We start from the raw sequence: 18,883 nt of genomic DNA, 5'->3' as shown, positions 1-18,883 counted from the left end.
TTGATTCCCTCCCATAAATAATATAGTTACTTTTAGTCGTCCTTCGCCTTATCTATTCCTTTGCGCATAGCGTTCCAAGCCAAGGTTGCGCATTTGATCCGGGCCGGAAATTTGTTAACTCCGGACAAAGCTTCGATGTCTTCATATTCAAATTCGACATCCTCCCCCTTCATCAGGCCGGAGAAGCTTTCCGCCATGGCGAGGGCTTGCTCGAATGTTTTTCCTTTGATCGCATCGGTCATCATAGACGCCGAGGATAAGCTGATTGAACATCCTTCCCCTTGAAAACGAGCATCCTGGACGATTCCGTTCTCCATCTTCAATTGAAGAGCGATCCGATCGCCGCAGGTGGGATTATTCAGTTCAATTGTCATACCGCCGTCTTCAAAGCTTCCGCGATTCCGCGGGTTTTTGTAGTGATCCATAATGACTCTGCGGTATAAATCATCCAATTGCATGACCAAAGTACTCCTTTGTTTGTAGTAAAGCTTGAATTAACCGATCAATATCTTCTTCTGAATTATATACATAGAAACTCGCTCTGGCCGTAGAAGAAACGTCAAGCCAACGCATTAACGGCTGGCAGCAGTGATGACCGGCGCGAATCGCTACTCCATTAGCATCTAGCACAGTAGCAACATCATGAGGGTGAATATCGCCCAGGTTAAACGTAATTAATCCGGCACGATTCACGGAAGGCCCATATATCTGCAAATCCGGGATCGCTGACATGCGGTCCAAAGCGAGAGCGGCCAGTTCCTTCTCATGCTTCTCGATATTATCCATACCGATCTCGTTGAGAAAGTCGATGGCGGCACTCAGCCCAACAGCGCCGGCGATGATCGGAGTTCCGCCTTCAAACTTCCAGGGGAGCTCCTTCCAGGTCGATTCGTACAGATCCACATGATCGATCATTTCTCCGCCGAACTCGATCGGTTCCATCTGCTCCAGCAATTCCTTCTTTCCATACAATGCCCCGATTCCGGTAGGTCCACACATTTTGTGGCCGGACAATGTATAGAAATCACAATCCAAATGCTGGACGTCCACCTTCATATGAGGAGTGCTTTGGGCTCCATCTACCATGATGACGGCCCCATGACGATGAGCGATCTCCACTATGGCCTGGATTGGATTAATAACCCCCAGAACGTTGGATACATACGTAACAGATACAATCCGGGTTCTGTCTGTAATGGTCTTCTCCACATCCTCCAGACGAATAGTTCCGTCCGGCTGGAGCGGAATATATTTCAGCGTGGCGCCGGTTGCCTTGGCTACCTGCTGCCACGGAATGAGATTGCTGTGATGCTCCATAGGCGTAAGAACAATTTCATCGCCCTCCCCGCAAACCGCACGAGCATAACTGCTTGCAACCAGATTAATGGCGGTCGTCGTACCGCGGGTGAAGATGATTTCTTCGCTGGAACGGGCATTAATGAACTGCCTCAGCTTCTCGCGCGCCCCTTCATAAGCGTCCGTAGCCCTTGAACCAAGCGTATGCACGCCGCGATGAACATTAGCGTTGTCCATTTTGTAATAGCGGTTCATCGCCTCAATGACCGAAATAGGCTTCTGTGCGGTGGCCGCGCTATCCAAGTAAACTAATCGATGACCGTTTACTTCTTGATTAAGGATGGGGAACAGCTCACGAACCTGTAGGAGCGCCATTAGAGCAGCTTCCTTTCGACAACTTGACGAAGCCGTTGCTCCAGCTTCTCAAGCGGGATTTCGGACACAATCGGGGCCAGAAATCCGTAAATAATGAGCCGCTCCGCATCTTCCTTGCTGATTCCTCTGGTCATCAGATAGTGAATGTGATCCGGGTTCACCTGGCCCACGCTGGCCGCATGTCCAGCCGTAACCTCATCCTCATCGATCAGCAGGATCGGATTGGCATCGCCACGCGCTTCAGGGCTGAGCATCAAAACTCTCTCCGTTTGCTCGCCATGAGCTCCGGTAGCGCCTTTCTCGATTTTGGTAATCCCGTTAATGATCGCAGTCGATTGGTCACGCATGACCGCACGGGTACCCATTTCACTGTGCGTATTTTTGCCAATATGAACCGCCCGGGTCGTCAGGTTTAACGATTGGTCATTGACTCCTACACAAATCACTTTGGCGTCGGAATTAGCTCCGGCACCTTCAAGTACCGAGGTGGTGTCGGAGACGCTATTGCCGCTATTCATCTCTCCAACCACCCATTCAATGGAGCCATCCTTCTCGACAACTGCCCGGCGATAGGCGATATCGATCATATGATCGCCCATTTGATGCACCGTGGAAAAATGAACCTTGGCTCCTTGCTTGACAAATACTTCGACAACCGCGTTAGCGGATTGCTCTCCTTCTCCAGCAGCGGAAACCAGGCTATCCGTATAAATAACCGAACTGTTATCCTCCGCAATAATAAGAATATGGGGAGAATAAGCGGCGTTCGTGCCGTCTGTCATAAGGAGAGCCTGAAGAGGAACATCCACAACGACATTTTTAGGCACGTACAGAAAGACTCCGCCATTCCACGATGCCGCATGAAGAGCCGCAAATTTGTGCTCATCCATTTGGATTGCTTTCATAAAATAAGGTTGGATCAAATCACCGTGCTGCTGTAAAGCTGTATTCAAATCGGTGAAGATAACCCCTTGATTCGCTAATTCTTCGGGAAGCCTGCTAAAGGTTTCGCCAGCGCTGTTGTTGAAAACAAGCGGATCATTCTGATTTTCCAGCAAAGTCTTGACCGTTTCCGGAAGCTCTTGAATCGGGGTGGACTGTGCCACGCTGCGGGAGTTAATGGCGTCCAGCTTCCACCGGTCAATTTTAGTTTTTTCCAATACAGGGTATTCCAATTGTCCTGCTAATTCCAGCGCCTGCAAACGAAGGTTCGTCATCCATTCCGGTTCGTTGTTGCCTTTGGAATGATCGATTACGGAATTGCGGTCGATTGGAAGAATGGTCTGCGTACTCATCTATATTCCTCCTACCAGCTTGCCGAAAGCAAGCATTCTTCTTTGCATAATCCAATCTTGTGAACATGTGTTTGTTGCTGCCGAGAGAATGTATAGATTCAACTTGTGGGCCCGGGACTCTTCGCTAATTAAGCTTCTTGTCCGACCGTTTCGTCGACAATACCCAGCTCTTCCTTAACCCAATCATATCCTTCGCTCTCGAGACGCTCCGCAAGCTCCGGTCCTCCGGACTTAACGATTCTCCCCTGCATCATAACATGAACAAAGTCTGGCTTAATGTAAGACAACAGACGTTGGTAGTGAGTAATGATCAAAAATCCGCGTTCTTCACTGCGCATCGAGTTAACCCCGTCTGCTACAATTCTAAGCGCATCGATGTCCAGACCCGAGTCCACTTCGTCCAAAATAACGAGCCGCGGATCAAGCAGCATCATTTGCAAAATTTCGTTTCGTTTCTTCTCCCCGCCAGAAAAACCTTCGTTCAAATAACGATGAGCAAATTCCGGATTCATCTCCAGCTCTTTCATCTTGCTCTCCATTTGGCGGATAAATTTAATTAAAGAAATCTCGTTGCCTTCTTCGCGGCGGGCGTTAATGGCGCTGCGCAAAAAGTCGGAATTCGTCACTCCGGAAATTTCACTTGGATATTGCATAGCCAAAAATAAACCGGCTCTGGCTCTCTCATCCACTTCCATCTCCAATACATCTTCCCCGTCCAGAGTGACCTTGCCGTCCGTTACTTCGTATTTGGGATGCCCCATCAGAGCGGAGGCCAGCGTACTTTTTCCCGTACCATTCGGGCCCATTACGGCATGAACTTCTCCACCCTTAATTTCCAGATTAACTCCCTTTAAAATTTCTTTTCCTTCGACGGTTGCCTTCAAGCCGTCTATTTTAAAGTTGACTGCGTTTGCCATGCTTACCATTACCTCCACAGTTAAAGTGATTTTTTGATGATAATTATTCTAAATGATAATCAGTGATTCTCAATCTATATTATCATTATAGCTTACTTCCTCAAATCAATAAAGTGTACGGCGTATATTTTTCAACAACGTTCAACAACACCACTCCCTCAGCATCCAGCCGGCGTTTCAATGAGAAGACTGCTGATGCCCAGGCAAGCTTTCCAAGCTATTCTTCCTCCATTATAGGATCATAAGTCAAAATAATGCAAATTTATGAATACAATTGGGGCCAATGATCATCAGGCCGCTACTCCGGCAAGGAAATTGGATAGGCCGAAAGCCCAAAAAATAGCTTGGCATTCTAATTCAATGTATTCCTACCTGTTCCCTTAAAATTAAAGATTCCCCTATTGAACAAATCTGTCATATACTATAGAAAAAAGAATTTGAGTGCCCGTTGATCGGCATTCGAATTGATCTTAATTAATCGGAGGAGGAGTCTCGATGTCCTATCATCCCCTATCGCTTGAAGAAGCTGTCCAATATGCTGCGGATCTGCCGGATTTATTTGCCCCGGATGCACAATTATCCGTTCGTGAAATCGGTGATGGCAACTTGAATCTCGTGTTCCATATTACCGACAGAAATAACAACAAGAGTATTATTATGAAGCAAGCCCTTCCGTATGCCAAGGTGGTGGGAGAATCATGGCCGCTCACCCTGGACCGCGCGAGGATCGAAAGCGAGGCACTCCAACTGCAGGCTTCGTTATGCCCGGGGCTTGTCCCTAAAGTGTACGCCTATGATTCCGGGCTTGCCCTTACAGTTATGGAGGACTTGAGCGACCATGTCATTATGCGTCAAGGATTAATAGAAGGAAATCGTTACCCGCTATTCGCCGAGCACGTTGGAAAATTTATGGCGCATACCCTGTTCTACACGTCCGACCTCGGGATGAATCAGCAAGCGAAGAAACTGCAGGTCAAACAATTCATCAACCCGGAATTGTGCAAGATTACGGAGGATTTGATCTTCGATGATCCGTACACGGATTCGGAGAACAATAACTTTAATCCGCTAATTCGTGAAGAAGTCGAGCGGCTGTGGCAGGATGAGGAGCTTCATTATGAAGTGGCCTTGCTCAGAGAAGCTTTCCTGACTCATGCCGAGGCCCTCTTGCACGGGGATCTGCATACGGGAAGTATTTTTATCACACCGGAATCGACAAAAATGATTGATCCGGAATTTGCCTACTATGGTCCTATGGGCTTCGACATTGGAGCTGTTGTGGCTAATTTGCTGTTGAATTATGCGGGTCAGGAGGGCTGGATGAAGGAGGCCGACAAGCGAGCCGAATACCGCCGTTATCTGCTTAATACAGTACGTGAAGTGTGGGAGCATTTCTCCCAAACTTTTCAACAGCTGTGGGAGAAGGACGCCGTGGACCGAATGGCCCGCGTTCCCGGTTACCGGGAGTATTATTTGCAGAAGGTGCTGCGGGATACGATCGGCTTTGCCGGGTGCAAAATGATCCGCCGGATCGTCGGACTGGCTCATGTTGCCGATATAGATACGATCGAGGATGCGAAAGCTCGCACCCAAGCGGAGATTATGGCGATTGAAATAGGCAGATCCTTGATTAAGCTGCATCGCCAAGCCGAATCTATCGATGAAGTTATTGCCATTGCGGAACAAGCGGCTCAATAATTGCTATAATACATTTTATCGTCATGTAAACTTCATAGAAGCACGGTGAAAATGAATCTACTGTAATAACAGATTGGAAAAGAGGTTTCGCATATGAATACAACTAGTCAATCAGCCGCGGATCGAGAGAAGCGGGAGCTGGCTTCGCTTCGCTGGACCGGGGATTATCTCGAGATGCTGGACCAAAGACTGCTTCCTGAACAAATAATATTTCTTGCTCTGCAGGAAGCGGAGGAAGTATGGGAAGCCATCTTCTCCATGAAAGTAAGGGGAGCGCCAGCTATCGGCATAGCGGCCGCCTACGGGGTGTATCTCGGGATTCGCCATTACGAGCCTGTCGGAAGCTCCGAGCGTGAACGTCGATTAGACCTGGAACGCAAGGTCAATGAAGTGGCAGACCGGCTGGCTACCTCCCGTCCGACAGCAGTCAATCTGTTCTGGGCGCTGGATCGAATCCGCCGCCTCGCCTCCGGGTGGGGAACGGCAGACGTATTGGATTCAAGCATTGACGATCTGAAGAAGGCGGTTCTGCGAGAAGCGGTGCGGATTCAGGAGGAAGACGAGACCACCTGCCGCTTGATCGGAGAGCATGCCCTGTCCTTGTTCCAGGACGGGATGGGTGTCCTGACCCACTGCAATGCGGGAGGATTGGCCACCGCGAGATATGGGACGGCCTTGGCTCCCTTCTATTTGGCGAAAGCGCAGGGCTGGAAGCTGAAAGTATTCGCCGACGAAACTCGTCCGGTTCTGCAGGGAGCCCGTCTGACCGCCTTTGAGCTGCAGCAGGCAGGCATTGATGTCACCTTAATCTGTGACAACATGGCGGGCATGGTGATGGCCAAAGGGTGGATTCAGGCAGTCATTGTCGGAACCGACCGGATTGCGGCCAATGGCGATGTGGCTAACAAAATCGGCACCTACAGTGTCGCCGTTCTCGCCAAGGCGCACGGAATTCCGTTCTACGTTGCCAGTCCATTATCCACGATCGACATGAACACTCCGACGGGAGAGCAAATTCCGATTGAGGAGCGGCATGAGAGCGAGATTACCGAGGGCTTCGGCAAAAGAACGGCCCCGCAGGGCGTTAAAGTATTCAATCCGGCCTTTGACGTAACGCCTAACGAGTACGTAACGGCGATCATTACGGAGAAAGGGATTGTTCGTCCATCCTACAAAGAAAATTTACCGAAGCTTTTTCAATAGATTAATGCTCTGATCTTGCCTTGTTTCATTATAAAAATATTGCAAAAAAAACTGAAGGCCAGACGAAAGATAGGATGGTGAAACGGTAACGGTCATGAACGACCATTATCCGCCAAATGAGACAGTTTCATTATTCTTACGGAAATTTATGACCATTATTCGAGAGAAACTCCTCATTTCGCATCATTTTCTCCGCCAATGGTCCTTTATGTCCATTAAGTTATCGAAAAGCCCCTTTTGGGGCGGTAAGGGTCACGGATGTCCGTCACAATGAATCGACCTCTCTCCAAAGGGGATCATACAAGCTCGATTTCGTATTTTTCCTGTAAAATAGCGCCGCTGAAAAAGTCGGGAATGAAGAGACAACAGATCTCCCGTTCCCGACTTTTTTATTTTAGAGGCTTGAGCTAGGTGGTACGGTTCAGGATCCGGTATGGCCTTCCGGAAGTCGAAGAGGATCCAGAACAAGAAAATAAGTACGGGCACGTCGATGCTCAGCAACTTGAAAGGAGATTGTCCGGTATAATATTCCAGTAAGCCAACTGTCTATGGAAATGGTTAAAGGCGGATGTGGAGAATAATGTCCTTGGGAGACGAGGTATTTCCGTCTCGCTCAGTCTCGTCCAATCCTCCCCCGTCTCGCCATATCTCGCATCAACTATTAATTTACAGCGTTTTGTTTAAAGCACTACTCCATTGACATTGGTTTACAAAACAATAGCTATTCCTTAGTTCAACATATATTGTAGCAGAGGAACTGAGTTAGACGTTCCGAACTCCCGCTGCTTGCAGCCAAGCTCTCGCAATAAGCGCATGCCCGGCCGGTGAGGGGTGGACCCCGTCCGGCGCCCAGGATGCGGCATCCGCTCGGGTAGCTGCCTGAGCAAACACACCATCCAGCGGAACAAGCACCGCATTGAATTCTCTGGCCAAATCGCGCACGATATGAATCTTCGGATCGAGATCCTCACGCCATGTCTTTCTGTCCTCCGGTACCGGAAGGACAAACGGTTCGATCAGCATCAGCTTCGCATCCAGCTTGCTTTTGGTCTGAACAAGCAAATCCCGTAACCCGGCCTCGAAATCTCCGGCGGAGGTAGGATCATTACGATCAAATTTTCTCCACGTATTGTTAATTCCTATGTAAATGGATACCAGGGTAGGCTGCAAATCGAGGCAATCCTCCTGCCAGCGGTTTTGTAAATCCTTAACCCGGTTGCCGCTTATTCCCCGGTTATAGAAAGTTACTCCCATCTCGGGAAACAAGGAGTTAAACCATCCGGCAGCCATCAAGGCGTAGCCTTTGCCAAGATCATTGGAATTTTCCCGATTGCGTGACGCGTCTGTAATGCTGTCGCCTTGAAACAACACAACCTCATTATTTGAAATGAGCACTCTTCATTTCCCCTTTATTGGTAGAATAAGTCATCTCTATTTTCTATTATGCCATATGGATTTGGGGAAAGAAATGGTTAAATTACGATGGATTAATGGCCGGTAACGATAGTTAAAGTTTATCGGATTCAAGTACTGCCAGCCATTAGAACGTTTGCCAGTTGCTTTCACATTACGGTTCCTCTTTACTAGTCCTGCATAAAGCGTTAGGCCGGTCAGCTTGCATCCGTTTGTTTATAATTTGGTCTATTGGAACATATTATAAGTACATAAATTGAACAATAAGGTGGAATTCATTATGGCACTACAGGTCAAAACATTCGAGGATAAAGAAGAGTTAAACAATTTCCTGAGAACTCTTCCGGAAGACACCGTGCACAGCATCAATTACAACGTCGTTGGCGAGGAATTGCATTCAGAAAATTTTATGGTCGTCTACAAAATTAACTATAAAGAAAGCATGCACAGTTAAGTCCGTCAATGAAGCCAAAAAATCCGAGAGCAGCCTTACAAGCCGCTTTCGGATTTTCCACAGCTGCCATTTTTTCCTCGGCTGCCATTACTCGTACCAATATCCTTTGAACCCTTTTTCCAATCTCATCAGGGCTTCCAGATAGTAATAGTCTCCCCAAATCATAAAATCATCCGGCCCCCGGTTGCCCCGAACGTGATAAGAGCCGTGCAGGAGAAGACCTTCCGCCTCAGGCAGATTCATCGTGGAATAGTTCTCTACCAACGATTTCATCCACCGCCTCGCGGCTTCCTCGAAATAAGCTTTATCCGGATCGTTCTCGTCCAAATGCTCAATCAGCTCCAGCAAGCCTGCAGCCGCGATAGCCGATGCCGAGCTGTCCCGGGACGTACCCGGCTCTATAGGAGCATCAAAATCCCAATACGCGACCTGATCCTCCGGTAAATGCTTGTCGAAATAAACAGCGAGTCTCTTCGATGTTTCGAGAAAGAGAGGATTTTTAGTATAGCGATAGGATAGAGCAAAGCCGTAGATTCCCCACGCCTGACCCCGTGTCCAGGTCGATCCGTCATGGAAGCCTTGATGAGTGCCTCCGCGAATCGGAGTTCCGTCTTCCTGATTAAAGTAGAACGTATGGTAGGAAGAATCGTCTCCGCGCACCAAATAACGTCTGCTTTTTTCTGCATGTATGCGAGCCGTGTCCAAATATTTGCGGTCCCCGGTCTGCTCGTGCGCCCAATACAGCAAAGGCAAGTTCATCAGGCAGTCAATGATGATTCTGCCGCCATTCTCCGGGTCCCCCTCGGGACCCCAAGCTTGAATGTACTGTCCGTTAGGCCGCCATCTGCGCATTAAATGATCAGCAGCACGAAGTGTCAATTGGCGGGCTTCCTCGTCTTTCTCAATAATCCATTGCGCTTTCGAAGATAGCGAATATAAAAATCCGATATCATGGTGATTCAGCGCGACATCATTCGCCAGCCGCTCGCTGAAATTGCGCACCTGGGCCTCTGCCGCCTTTTTAAAAAATTCATCCCCTGTATATTGATACGAAAGCCAGATCATTCCGGTGTAGAAGCCTTCGATCCAGTCGTTGTTGTCGCCCCAGTCGTAGCGATTGTTTTCTGTAATATGGGGAAAAAGATCAGGATGGCTTTCGATATTTTTTCTCGTTTTTTGAATAGCATCCTCAATGGCTTGCTTCCACATACCTGTATCACACCTTCTACAATATATATTTTCCTTTCTCATTCTACCAAATTGTCTTATTCCTTAATAGCCCCGATCATAACTCCTTTGACAAAATACTTCTGCAGGAACGGATACAGAAGCAGGATCGGAATCGTAGCAACAATAATGGTCGCATACTTGATCGTCTCGCCAATCGGCATTTTATCGACAGCGCCGACATTGGTCATCATACTGTCCGTACTGTTCGTAATCAGAATCTCTCTTAGGACAAGCTGGAGCGGAAATAATTCGCGGTCCCTCAAATAGATCATGGCGCTAAACCAGGAATTCCAATGCCCTACTCCATAGAACAAAATCATGACGGCCACAACCGGCATGGAAAGCGGCAGGACGATTCGGAAAAGCACCGTAAAATCATTGGCTCCGTCCAACTTGGCCGATTCCTCCAGGCTGATGGGAATTCCCTGGAATGAGGTTCTCATGATGATCAGATTGAATGCGCTGACCGCACCGGGAATTATGAGCGCCCATAAAGTATCCAGCATGCCCAGATTAGTAACAAGCAAGTAAGTGGGAATCAGCCCTCCCGAGAAAAACATCGTAAAAACGATGAAAAACATTATCGGATTTTTCCACATCACATTTTGCCGGGAGAGTCCGTAAGCCCCCAGTGCCGTCATAAAAACGTTAATAGCCGTTCCGACGACAACGATAAACAGAGTGTTCATGTAACCGGTTTTGATCATAGGATTGTCAAAAACCAGCTTATAGGCTTCCAGATTGAACCCATGGGGAAACCAGATCAACCCCCGCTGCTGTACTGCCCATGCCGGGTCGCTTAACGAAGCTATCAGCACGTACAAGAACGGATACAAGGTAGCGAGGCACAGCATGATCATAAATAACGAGTTGAAGAAATCAAAGATCCGTTCCGCTATCGTCGGTTTATTCATCAAGCATCCCTCCTACCACAATTTGGTTTCCGTCGTTCGCTTGCTGATCGTATTCGCAAGCACCAGTAATGTAAAGTTAATGATCGAGTTGAACAAGCCGATCGCTGCACTATAGCTGTAATTGGATTCCAGAAGCCCCTTGCGGTAAACGAAGGTGCCAATGACATCGGCCGTTTCATAAGTGGCGGAATTGTACAGCAGCAATATTTTTTCAGTTCCGACAGTCATCAGATTCCCCATTTGCAGAATAAGCAAAATAATAATGGTGGGCAGCATGCCGGGAATCGTGATATGAATCGTCTGTCTCCACCGATTGGCTCCATCGACCCTCGCGGCTTCGTACAGAGAAGGATCGATATTGGAGATGGCCGCCAGATAGATAATGGTCCCCCAGCCTACTCCCTGCCATATTCCCGAGCTGATGTAAATCGTCCGGAACCATTCAGGCTGCCGCAGATACGGAATCGCTTCCGCTCCAAACCAGGCCAGCAGGTTATTGATCAAACCGTCGCGCGCCAAGAAGTCAACCATCATCCCGGCAATAACGACAATCGAGATGAAATGCGGGATATAAGTAATCGTTTGTACCGCGCGTTTAAACAGCCGGTTGCGAACTTCGTTAAGCAGCAGGGCAAGAATAATCGGCGCCGGAAAAGCAAAAACCAGCTCGTAAACACTCAGCAATATTGTATTGCGAATCAATCTCCAAAAATAAAAGCTGTTAAAGAAATCTTGAAAATATTTAAAACCGACCCAGGGGCTTCCCCAAAATCCAAGTGTCGGAGAGTAATCCTTAAAGGCAATTTGCACTCCGTACATAGGGCCATAGTGAAAGACAGCATAGTAGACTACTACTGGAAGCAGCATCAAATAGACGTACTTGTTCATCTTGAAGTCGCGGACGACCCGATAAAGAAAACGCGTCTTATCCTTCACTGTTCCGGATGGTTTTCCTTTAACTACTTCCGCCATACGCAGCCTCCCTTTTTGCTGTAATCAGAACGTATTTGAAATATCCGGTCATCCGAGAAAGGGTTCGTGCCGGGACGCTCCCCGACACGAACATAAACAGCGGTACAATCACTATCTCTGATTGAAGCGTTCAAAGGCCGTCTGCTGAATCCGGATGGCTTCCTCGATACCCATCCCTTTAAGCGTATTTACAAAATCGTCAAAACGATCAAGAGGCTCCGCACCCATAATGAATTTATCAATCATCTCGGTCTTGTAGGTATTGATATCGTTCATGATAGACGAATACTTGGAGCTTTCGTCCGCCGTCCGTGTAATCGGAGGCAGCAGCTTGGAATGATCAGCGTCCATCCAGTTTTTGATGGCTTCCTTCTGGGCATCCATCGACAGATATTGTTCCTGATAGCGAACATCCTGAATAATCGGTCCGGACCAGCTAGCGACAAAATATTTGGACATCGCCTGGGTAACGGGCAATTTGTCCGGATTATTCATGATCAGATCCGTGTACTTCGGGTAACCGTTCTCCATGACGTAGCTTTCTCCCTCGACCCCGAAGTTAAACAGCATATGCCCTTCCTCCCCGTACCGGAAGTCCATCCATTTAACCAGCTCCTCCGGATTTTTGGCTGTCGCGGAAATGGCGGCTCCCACTCCAGTGAAAGGGAAATCCATTTGACCCAATGCTTTATCCCCTTCTTTAAGAACAGGATAGGTCGTGCCTACAAGTTTGAAGTCGGGATTGGATTCTATCATTAAGCTGGTATACCGGCCGAGACCGCTTCCATTATACGTCACTATGGAGCCCAATTGATCTCCGGTCATTTTGGCATCCTTCAGCTTGGAGTCTGTCGTTGCGTAATCCTTATCAATCAGCCCCTCTGTATACCACCGGTTCATCAGGGTTAAGAATTCCTTATACTCCGGTTGGATGGGTCCATACTTGACCTGCCCGTTATCCTGATAAAATTCGGTTGTAATCCCCCAGGCGCCGATAAAAGCATGACCGACATTAATATCTCCCATCGTTAGAAGGAACGGGATCTCATCCTTCTGACCATTGCCGTTAGGATCCTGATCCCGGAAGGCGGTCAGCGCTTTCTCCCAATCGTCTATTGTTGTGGGCACCGGTAAATTGACCTTGTCGAGCCAATCTTTACGGATGACCGGACCATGGAAGGTCAGCAGCTCCTCATGCCCGCGGATGAACGGAAATACATAAATGTTGCCGTCGTCCGTCGTAATCAATTTCTTCCACTCCGCATGCTCATTCAAGATTTTGGTCAGATTCGGAGCATGCTCTTCAATCAACTCATTCAACCGGATAATTCGCTTTTCCTTGATCGCATTGTCCGGCCCTTTGGCTACTGAAGCCCAATTATATTCAATGATGTCCGGCAGCTTGCCGGATGCGAGCATCAGGTTAAATTGATCGGCTTCTTGTCCTGACGGGGGATGCTGGAATTCCACCTTCGTCCCGGTAATTTTCTCCGTCTCTTTATAAGCGCCCATTTCATTGAAGCTTTTCAGGACGGAACCGGCATTCCCCATCCCTGCCCAATAAGAAAGCTTCTCCGGATATTGCACCTCCTTCGGCGCCCCGCCAGAATCTGACGGTTGAGCTGCCGGAGGTTTCTCCGTATTGCTGCATCCAGCGATTAACCCGGCTGCCAGAGTAACGGACATCAGAGCCGCAGCGGCTTTTTGTCTCTTGTTCTTCATTTGTCAGGCCTCCCTTTTCATTAGTTTGAAACGCTTACAATCGCTCTTGACTGGCGACATATTCAAACTATAGCGAAAGGCCTTTCCCCTGCATACCATACATATCGCGGCTAAACTATACTCCTTTAAGATCCGTCATAATCCGTTTTTAATAATGACTATCCGGATTAAAGCTTTTCTTCATTGTTCCAGCATCTCCCGATATTTTCCGGGAGTTACGCCTTCATATTTTTTGAAAAAACGAATAAAACCGACATCATTGGAATACCCGACCCTCTGAGCGATTTGTGATACGGTCAGCGTCCGGTCAGCGAGCAGCGCTTTCGATTCGCGAATCCGCACTGTTGCAATATAGTCCGAGACGTTTACCCCGCTGTATTTCTTAAAGAAGGAAGACAAATACTGCGGCGTCATCTGAAAATGCTCGGCCATCGCCGTCAAGCTGATGTTGGCGTCCAGGCTGTTCTGTTCTATGTAGCGGGAAATATTAGTATATAGACGCTCACTGCGATCGGTCTTCTCTTCCTTGGCATGAGCGCATATTTCTCGATAAAGCTCCTTGGTTTTGCCGAGCATCTCCTCCGCTGTAGAGCAGTCGGAGATCGCTTTGGCCGGATCAGACGATCCGGGGAACAGCTTTTTGTCATCGATATTCATTCCATTCAGCACTTTAAGCACCGTACTCAATAGATCAAAAAACAGGCATCTTCCCATCTCCGGGGTAATTCCATGGTTCAGGAAATTGACTTCATAGATTTGATCCAGCAGCTTCTCGGCATGGGCGTAATCCCCGCTTTTCGCATAATTCATCAATTGAACTTCCGCTTCCATCGGGTAGTGGTAGTAGTGCTGCTCCAAGTCCTCGATATCTTCATAATGAATCACTTCATTCGCACCGTAGATAATTCGGTAATCCAAGGCCATCAACGCTTCCCGGTAGCATCTTCCGATCTCTTCCATTCCTTGCTGAATGGAGCTGACGGCCACGGTGGTTTTGATGCGAAACCGTTCCTTGATGACCTGCTTCAATTCACGGGTAAATTCCTTGCGGCGCAGCTTGGCCTCCTCGTCGGCCTCGGGAATGCTGGCGAGCACCGCCAGCCGGTTACGGTCCATTTCTACAATGTAGCCCTCATCCTGCAATAAATCGCTGCACACATTGGTGAGGATAAAACGGACAAGCGCCCATTCCCGTTCGGTATCCCCTTTAATAAAGCACGAGCAGTCATCAATATCGAAAATAATGGTATAGAAAAAATTATGCTTGAAATGAATCCCCATAAATTCAAGAGAGCTGTCCTTGGCGGCTTCAATCTCCGCATGTCCTTTGATTAAGCGGGTCAAGAAGTTCGCTTGCAGCACAGGAGCATGCTCTTCCAATGTTCTTCGTAAATTTTTTTCTTCGTCGAGCGAGTGTACGATCGTCTTTTTGATAAAATCATACTCATTGGCGAAGTTGCCCTTATAAATCCCTTTTCCTTTGGCAATAGCCTGGATCAATTCCCGAATGGGACTGTAATTCCGGTAGGCCATGACGTAAGAAACGATCACTCCGGCAACCAGACAGACGACCAGCATGGTCAGCGCCCAGTTCTTTACTTCATTCACCCGCTCCATCACGATTCCTTTAGGAACGATAGACACGTATTTCCAGCCATTCTTTGCGCTGGTCGTATATGACAGCATCTTCTCTCCGATTTGCAGATTGTAGTCATCACTCTGTTGAGTCAGCCTGGTATAAATTTCTGGGTCGATTTCGTATTCATTGGAGTTCGTCATCAGAATTTGCTGATTCTCATCCATAATATAGATCGCCCCGTTATTGACCCATTCCACCTGCTTGAGCAGTTGATTAATTTCCTGTTCATTGATATAGATGACCAAGTATCCATCGGGGTCAGAATAGCTGTTCAGAGGGAGTGATTGAACATAAGTAATGTAATTAGCCTTCCTCGAATCGACAACATCGGTAATCGGCGTAACCGGAAAATAAGTTTTATTGCGATATCCGGATAAAAGTTCATCCATGACCCAATCGTAGTCCTTATCGTTATACGAACGGATTCTATTGAAATAAACATCGGGGCTAGTTTTCATAAGAGGCGTAAGGATCGTATCGGAACCTTTGAAATAAATCAAAAAATCTTCAATGAAGCTGCTTACATTTCTGAAGTTTTTCACTTCTTTCATAAACTCCAAGAACTTAACTTGATCGTTGACGGTATCGGCTCCAACGTTGCCCAGGAGCCAGAGCAGCTTCGGATTGAGAGCCAATTGCATAGTGATCGAATCGACTTCACGGAGCCGGTTATCCATGACCTGCTTCACTTGCTCCAGCATTCCCAGATTAGCCCGGTTGGCATTGTCCACCATCAGCTTCTCCACACTTTGGTATAAAGCGCTTCCAATAATAACCGGAATAAGAAGAATGATGATGTAAGAAGACAATAGCGTTATGAATACGCTTTGGCGACCGCTGCCTCTCCATACAATGGGTAATCCTTTTTTCGTCATCGCAATCCCCCTATTCCCCAAATTTTATGATCGGTAATTAATGAATCGTGGCGAACTAAGCTTGGACTTGAGATTAAAATTTGATGGTCCTCCTTATAACTGGATAGTTATTTAAATTATTATAATTATGGATAATTCCTCCTTTGTTGTACATGATCTATTTTAATGGTGGACTGTCTGTTTTTAATATTTTGCTTGAAAACAGGCTCTTTGCAGGAGACGAAGCACCTTGGCAAAGAAAAAAAGGGAGGCCATCAAAAGGCCACCCTGGTACTGCGATAGTCTAGCATCTTCCATATAGATCATAGTTTGCAGTCTTCCTTAGTCATTCTTGACTAATGCCGTTATATCCGACTGCTTCTAGTGCGAGTGAATCTGATTCCCGTTCTTGAATACGTTGTGGATGTCCAGCTTATCTCCCTGCCAAGTATAGAGCACAAGATCCGCCGGGGCCCCTTCCGCCAAGCCTTGCGCCGCTGGCATTCCCATGAATGCTGCCGGACGAGTGGATGCCATTTCCCACGCCTGATTGGCCGTACACAGCTTCGTACGAACCAGATGTTCTATGTTGAACGGCAGCATCTGCGCGGAGCCGGCCAATATATTCGGATTAGCCGCCGTATGCAGCCGTCCTTCCGGAGTCAGCACAACTTTGCCTCCGATATGAGTGTCATACTCTCCCGGAGCCATTCCGCTCAAAAATACAGCGTCACTAACGATAATCAACTGCTCCGCCTTCGCCTTGAGAAACACTTTGAGCACCGATTCGGGAAGATGGAATCCATCGGCGATGGCACAGGGACTCAGCTCATCGCTGGCCAACTGCTCCCAAATGTAATTGGGATGGCGCGGAAGCATCAATTGCGCCCCGTTGCCCAGATGCGTGGACATTCGCGCGCCCGCGGCCACGGCTGCCCGGATTTGCTCCGGTGTGGCGGACGTATGCCCGATGGAGACCGTTACCCCGCTGGCACTGCATTTGGCGATAAACTCCGGGGCATTATCCCATTCCGGAGAAAGCGTAATGATGCGGATTCGGCCATCTGCCGCCCGCTGCCATTTCAGGAACAGCTCCCAATCCGGAGCCATCACGAACTGCTTTCCATGAGCTCCTCTTGCGCCGTCCTCGGGAGAGATGAACGGACCTTCGATGTGAATGCCGGCGATGCATTGTCCAGTCAACGGATCCGAGGAGCAAGCGTCCGCTATAATGCCGACAAGCTGCTCGATATCTTCCGAACTGTTCGTAATGACCGTAGGATAATAGGAGGTTACTCCCAGCTCAGCGATTTGACGGGTCACCTTTTGTACCGCTTCTTTGGTCAACGGAAGCGTGTTAAAATCAACGCCATAGTAGCCGTTAATTTGCAGGTCGACCAAGCCGGGAGCTATCCAGGGCAGGTTGGCCTTTGCTTCTTGTGCAGATTCCTCCACCTGCTGAATCTTCTCTCCGCGAATCGTCACCCTGACGGGTTTCCCGGTTTCGTAATGCAGTCCTTCGAGAACGATCTGCCCTTCTCCACTCATGATTTCACCTCATAAGAATCCGTATCTACATATAATGTGCAGTCCGCATGGGTACGGAGAATAGAAGCGGGACATTCCGTTGCAATGGGACCGTTTAACGTGTGCATAACAGCGTCGCGCTTGGTCGGCCCCGGGACCATACAGAATAGATGACGGCCGGACATAATAGCCGGGATCGTAAGCGTGAGCGCATGAGTAGGCACATCGCCGAAGGCTGGGAAGCAGCCATCATTGACCTGCTGCTGACGGCAAGCATCGTCCAGCTCCACCGGCTTCATCAGCATCGGATCCTCAAAATCGGCTACTGGCGGATCGTTGAACGCAATATGCCCGTTCTCTCCGATTCCCAGACAAACTATATCGATAGGAGCCTCACTCAGCAATTCCACATACCGCTTGCATTCTCCCTCAATGGAATTCGAGCTATCGATCAGATGCACTTGTCCCGGTTTAACTACGTCAAAAAGACGATCCTGCAGAAATTGGCTGAATCTCTGAGGAGCATTACGCTCCAGACCAATGTACTCGTCCATATGAAAGGCAGTGATCCGCGACCAATCAATCTCTGAATCTTTCGTTAACGTTTCCAAAAATTCGTTCTGCGAGGGGGCAGCGGCAAAAATCATCCGGACCTTCTCCTGCTTGGCGAGAAGCTCTTTTATTTTGCCGGCAGCGGCCTGTCCTGCGCTATGCCCCATGTCCTGACGGTTTGCATAGACCTCGACCTTCAATTGGTCGCGGACCTCGGATAGAATCGGTTGAATCGTTGAGCTCATAACTGGTTTGTCCTCCCTTGAATTAGTCATTAAATCGGACTTATTTGTTACACTAAGCTGTCTAACCTATATAAGCAGCATTAAAGAAAGCTTTCCTTCCGTTCCGAAGGAACGGGCCTCCGAAGCTTCCAAAGCCTTCGAAGGCAGGAATACAAAGCTAATACTCACCTTGGTGTCTTCTTTCTTTCTCCACTCCATGAGCTATGAAATCTTTAATGCCAGCCATATAGTTGACTACCTCTATTATGGGCGATATTCGATAGGCTGACAATCCTTATTCCTCAAAAAGCAGAAGAGCGGGCCATTAACCGGTCCCGCCTTCCCGAATACGATAATGCTGATCCCCCTCCTCCTCGGAGTACTTTGAAGGGGGGGTCAGCGTAAAGTAGGCGAGGCGGGCAGCGCGGCAAGCAGGCACTGTGGCGCGGGAACCGACGTACGAGCGGCAATGCGGCGCAGGAGACGACGCAAGCAGGCACTGAGGCGCGGGAACCGAGGCTCGGGCGGCGAGGCACGGCGGGTACCGACGCTCGAACGACAACGCGAGGCGGGGGGCGACAATGAGCGGCGAAGCACG

At 48.4% G+C, this 18,883-nt stretch carries 15 protein-coding genes; 3 read left to right on the top strand and 12 right to left on the bottom strand.

Translation table 11 applies throughout. The features are described from left to right. Nucleotides 1-32: 32 nt before the first annotated feature. The 4 genes from sufU to sufC form a co-directional block, all read right to left on the bottom strand. Nucleotides 33-458, bottom strand: coding sequence for a Fe-S cluster assembly sulfur transfer protein SufU (sufU, locus tag KJS69_RS14175; protein ID WP_213584438.1), 426 nt, complete (start codon nucleotides 456-458; stop codon nucleotides 33-35). Beyond that, nucleotides 445-1,671: a cysteine desulfurase gene (locus KJS69_RS14170; protein ID WP_213584437.1), complete on the bottom strand. Its 1,227-nt coding sequence runs from the start codon at nucleotides 1,669-1,671 to the stop codon at nucleotides 445-447. The genes sufU and KJS69_RS14170 overlap by 14 nt, the downstream gene beginning before the upstream one ends. Then, the gene (gene sufD, locus KJS69_RS14165) at nucleotides 1,671-2,966 is read right to left on the bottom strand and encodes a Fe-S cluster assembly protein SufD (protein WP_213584436.1); all 1,296 of its coding nucleotides are present in this window, start codon (nucleotides 2,964-2,966) and stop codon (nucleotides 1,671-1,673) included. The genes KJS69_RS14170 and sufD overlap by 1 nt, the downstream gene beginning before the upstream one ends. A 128-nt stretch (nucleotides 2,967-3,094) precedes the next feature. Beyond that, nucleotides 3,095-3,883, bottom strand: coding sequence for a Fe-S cluster assembly ATPase SufC (sufC, locus tag KJS69_RS14160; protein ID WP_213584435.1), 789 nt, complete (start codon nucleotides 3,881-3,883; stop codon nucleotides 3,095-3,097). Nucleotides 3,884-4,378: 495 nt separating this feature from the next. Here sufC and mtnK point away from each other — a divergent pair, with 495 nt between their 5' ends. After that, nucleotides 4,379-5,581 (top strand): S-methyl-5-thioribose kinase, encoded by a 1,203-nt coding sequence (gene mtnK, locus KJS69_RS14155; RefSeq protein WP_213584434.1) that lies wholly within the window; start codon nucleotides 4,379-4,381, stop codon nucleotides 5,579-5,581. A gap of 93 nt (nucleotides 5,582-5,674) precedes the next feature. Further along, entirely contained in the window at nucleotides 5,675-6,784 is a 1,110-nt protein-coding gene (mtnA, locus tag KJS69_RS14150) for an S-methyl-5-thioribose-1-phosphate isomerase (protein WP_213584433.1), read from the top strand. Between the two features lie 762 nt (nucleotides 6,785-7,546). Here the strand turns inward: mtnA and KJS69_RS14145 are convergent. After that, on the bottom strand, nucleotides 7,547-8,179 hold the full coding sequence (locus KJS69_RS14145) for an SGNH/GDSL hydrolase family protein (protein ID WP_213584432.1): 633 nt from the start codon (nucleotides 8,177-8,179) through the stop codon (nucleotides 7,547-7,549). 298 nt (nucleotides 8,180-8,477) lie between these two features. On the opposite strand from KJS69_RS14145, the gene KJS69_RS14140 reads away from it, so the two are divergent. After that, nucleotides 8,478-8,651 carry a hypothetical protein gene (locus KJS69_RS14140; RefSeq protein ID WP_213584431.1) on the top strand — a complete coding sequence of 58 codons (174 nt, stop codon included), beginning with the start codon at nucleotides 8,478-8,480 and terminating at the stop codon, nucleotides 8,649-8,651. A gap of 87 nt (nucleotides 8,652-8,738) precedes the next feature. Here the strand turns inward: KJS69_RS14140 and KJS69_RS14135 are convergent, their stop codons facing one another. The 7 genes from KJS69_RS14135 to KJS69_RS14105 form a co-directional block, all read right to left on the bottom strand. After that, the gene (locus tag KJS69_RS14135; RefSeq protein ID WP_213584430.1) at nucleotides 8,739-9,860 is read right to left on the bottom strand and encodes a glycoside hydrolase family 88 protein; all 1,122 of its coding nucleotides are present in this window, start codon (nucleotides 9,858-9,860) and stop codon (nucleotides 8,739-8,741) included. 56 nt (nucleotides 9,861-9,916) lie between these two features. Further along, a complete protein-coding gene (locus tag KJS69_RS14130; protein ID WP_213584429.1) occupies nucleotides 9,917-10,795 on the bottom strand; it encodes a carbohydrate ABC transporter permease in 879 nt (292 codons plus the stop codon). A 12-nt stretch (nucleotides 10,796-10,807) separates the two neighbouring features. Next, nucleotides 10,808-11,767 carry an ABC transporter permease gene (locus KJS69_RS14125; protein ID WP_213584428.1) on the bottom strand — a complete coding sequence of 320 codons (960 nt, stop codon included), beginning with the start codon at nucleotides 11,765-11,767 and terminating at the stop codon, nucleotides 10,808-10,810. A gap of 111 nt (nucleotides 11,768-11,878) precedes the next feature. Beyond that, entirely contained in the window at nucleotides 11,879-13,489 is a 1,611-nt protein-coding gene (locus KJS69_RS14120; protein ID WP_213584427.1) for an extracellular solute-binding protein, read from the bottom strand. A 180-nt stretch (nucleotides 13,490-13,669) separates the two neighbouring features. After that, nucleotides 13,670-16,003: a helix-turn-helix domain-containing protein gene (locus KJS69_RS14115; protein ID WP_213584426.1), complete on the bottom strand. Its 2,334-nt coding sequence runs from the start codon at nucleotides 16,001-16,003 to the stop codon at nucleotides 13,670-13,672. Between the two features lie 360 nt (nucleotides 16,004-16,363). Then, nucleotides 16,364-17,530, bottom strand: coding sequence for an N-acetylglucosamine-6-phosphate deacetylase (locus tag KJS69_RS14110; RefSeq protein ID WP_213584425.1), 1,167 nt, complete (start codon nucleotides 17,528-17,530; stop codon nucleotides 16,364-16,366). Next, on the bottom strand, nucleotides 17,527-18,306 hold the full coding sequence (locus KJS69_RS14105; protein ID WP_213584424.1) for a glucosamine-6-phosphate deaminase: 780 nt from the start codon (nucleotides 18,304-18,306) through the stop codon (nucleotides 17,527-17,529). The genes KJS69_RS14110 and KJS69_RS14105 overlap by 4 nt, the downstream gene beginning before the upstream one ends. Between the last annotated feature and the right edge of the window lie 577 nt (nucleotides 18,307-18,883).

This window comes from Paenibacillus sp. J2TS4 (assembly GCF_018403245.1).
Lineage (GTDB): Bacteria > Bacillota > Bacilli > Paenibacillales > NBRC-103111 > Paenibacillus_L.
The sequence above is the reverse complement of the archived record's forward strand: the minus strand, read 5'-3'. Positions and strand labels throughout refer to the sequence as shown.

Excerpts from the sequence above, each read along its gene's own strand:
- KJS69_RS14125 (WP_213584428.1), bottom strand. The coding sequence starts at position 11,767 with ATGGCGGAAGTAGTTAAAGGAAAACCATCCGGAACAGTGAAGGATAAG.
- mtnA (WP_213584433.1), top strand. The coding sequence starts at position 5,675 with ATGAATACAACTAGTCAATCAGCCGCGGATCGAGAGAAGCGGGAGCTG.
- KJS69_RS14120 (WP_213584427.1), bottom strand. The coding sequence starts at position 13,489 with ATGAAGAACAAGAGACAAAAAGCCGCTGCGGCTCTGATGTCCGTTACT.
- KJS69_RS14105 (WP_213584424.1), bottom strand. The coding sequence starts at position 18,306 with ATGAGCTCAACGATTCAACCGATTCTATCCGAGGTCCGCGACCAATTG.
- sufD (WP_213584436.1), bottom strand. The coding sequence starts at position 2,966 with ATGAGTACGCAGACCATTCTTCCAATCGACCGCAATTCCGTAATCGAT.
- mtnK (WP_213584434.1), top strand. The coding sequence starts at position 4,379 with ATGTCCTATCATCCCCTATCGCTTGAAGAAGCTGTCCAATATGCTGCG.
- KJS69_RS14170 (WP_213584437.1), bottom strand. The coding sequence starts at position 1,671 with ATGGCGCTCCTACAGGTTCGTGAGCTGTTCCCCATCCTTAATCAAGAA.
- KJS69_RS14135 (WP_213584430.1), bottom strand. The coding sequence starts at position 9,860 with ATGTGGAAGCAAGCCATTGAGGATGCTATTCAAAAAACGAGAAAAAAT.
- KJS69_RS14110 (WP_213584425.1), bottom strand. The coding sequence starts at position 17,530 with ATGAGTGGAGAAGGGCAGATCGTTCTCGAAGGACTGCATTACGAAACC.
- KJS69_RS14140 (WP_213584431.1), top strand. The coding sequence starts at position 8,478 with ATGGCACTACAGGTCAAAACATTCGAGGATAAAGAAGAGTTAAACAAT.
- sufC (WP_213584435.1), bottom strand. The coding sequence starts at position 3,883 with ATGGCAAACGCAGTCAACTTTAAAATAGACGGCTTGAAGGCAACCGTC.
- KJS69_RS14130 (WP_213584429.1), bottom strand. The coding sequence starts at position 10,795 with ATGAATAAACCGACGATAGCGGAACGGATCTTTGATTTCTTCAACTCG.
- sufU (WP_213584438.1), bottom strand. The coding sequence starts at position 458 with ATGCAATTGGATGATTTATACCGCAGAGTCATTATGGATCACTACAAA.
- KJS69_RS14115 (WP_213584426.1), bottom strand. The coding sequence starts at position 16,003 with ATGACGAAAAAAGGATTACCCATTGTATGGAGAGGCAGCGGTCGCCAA.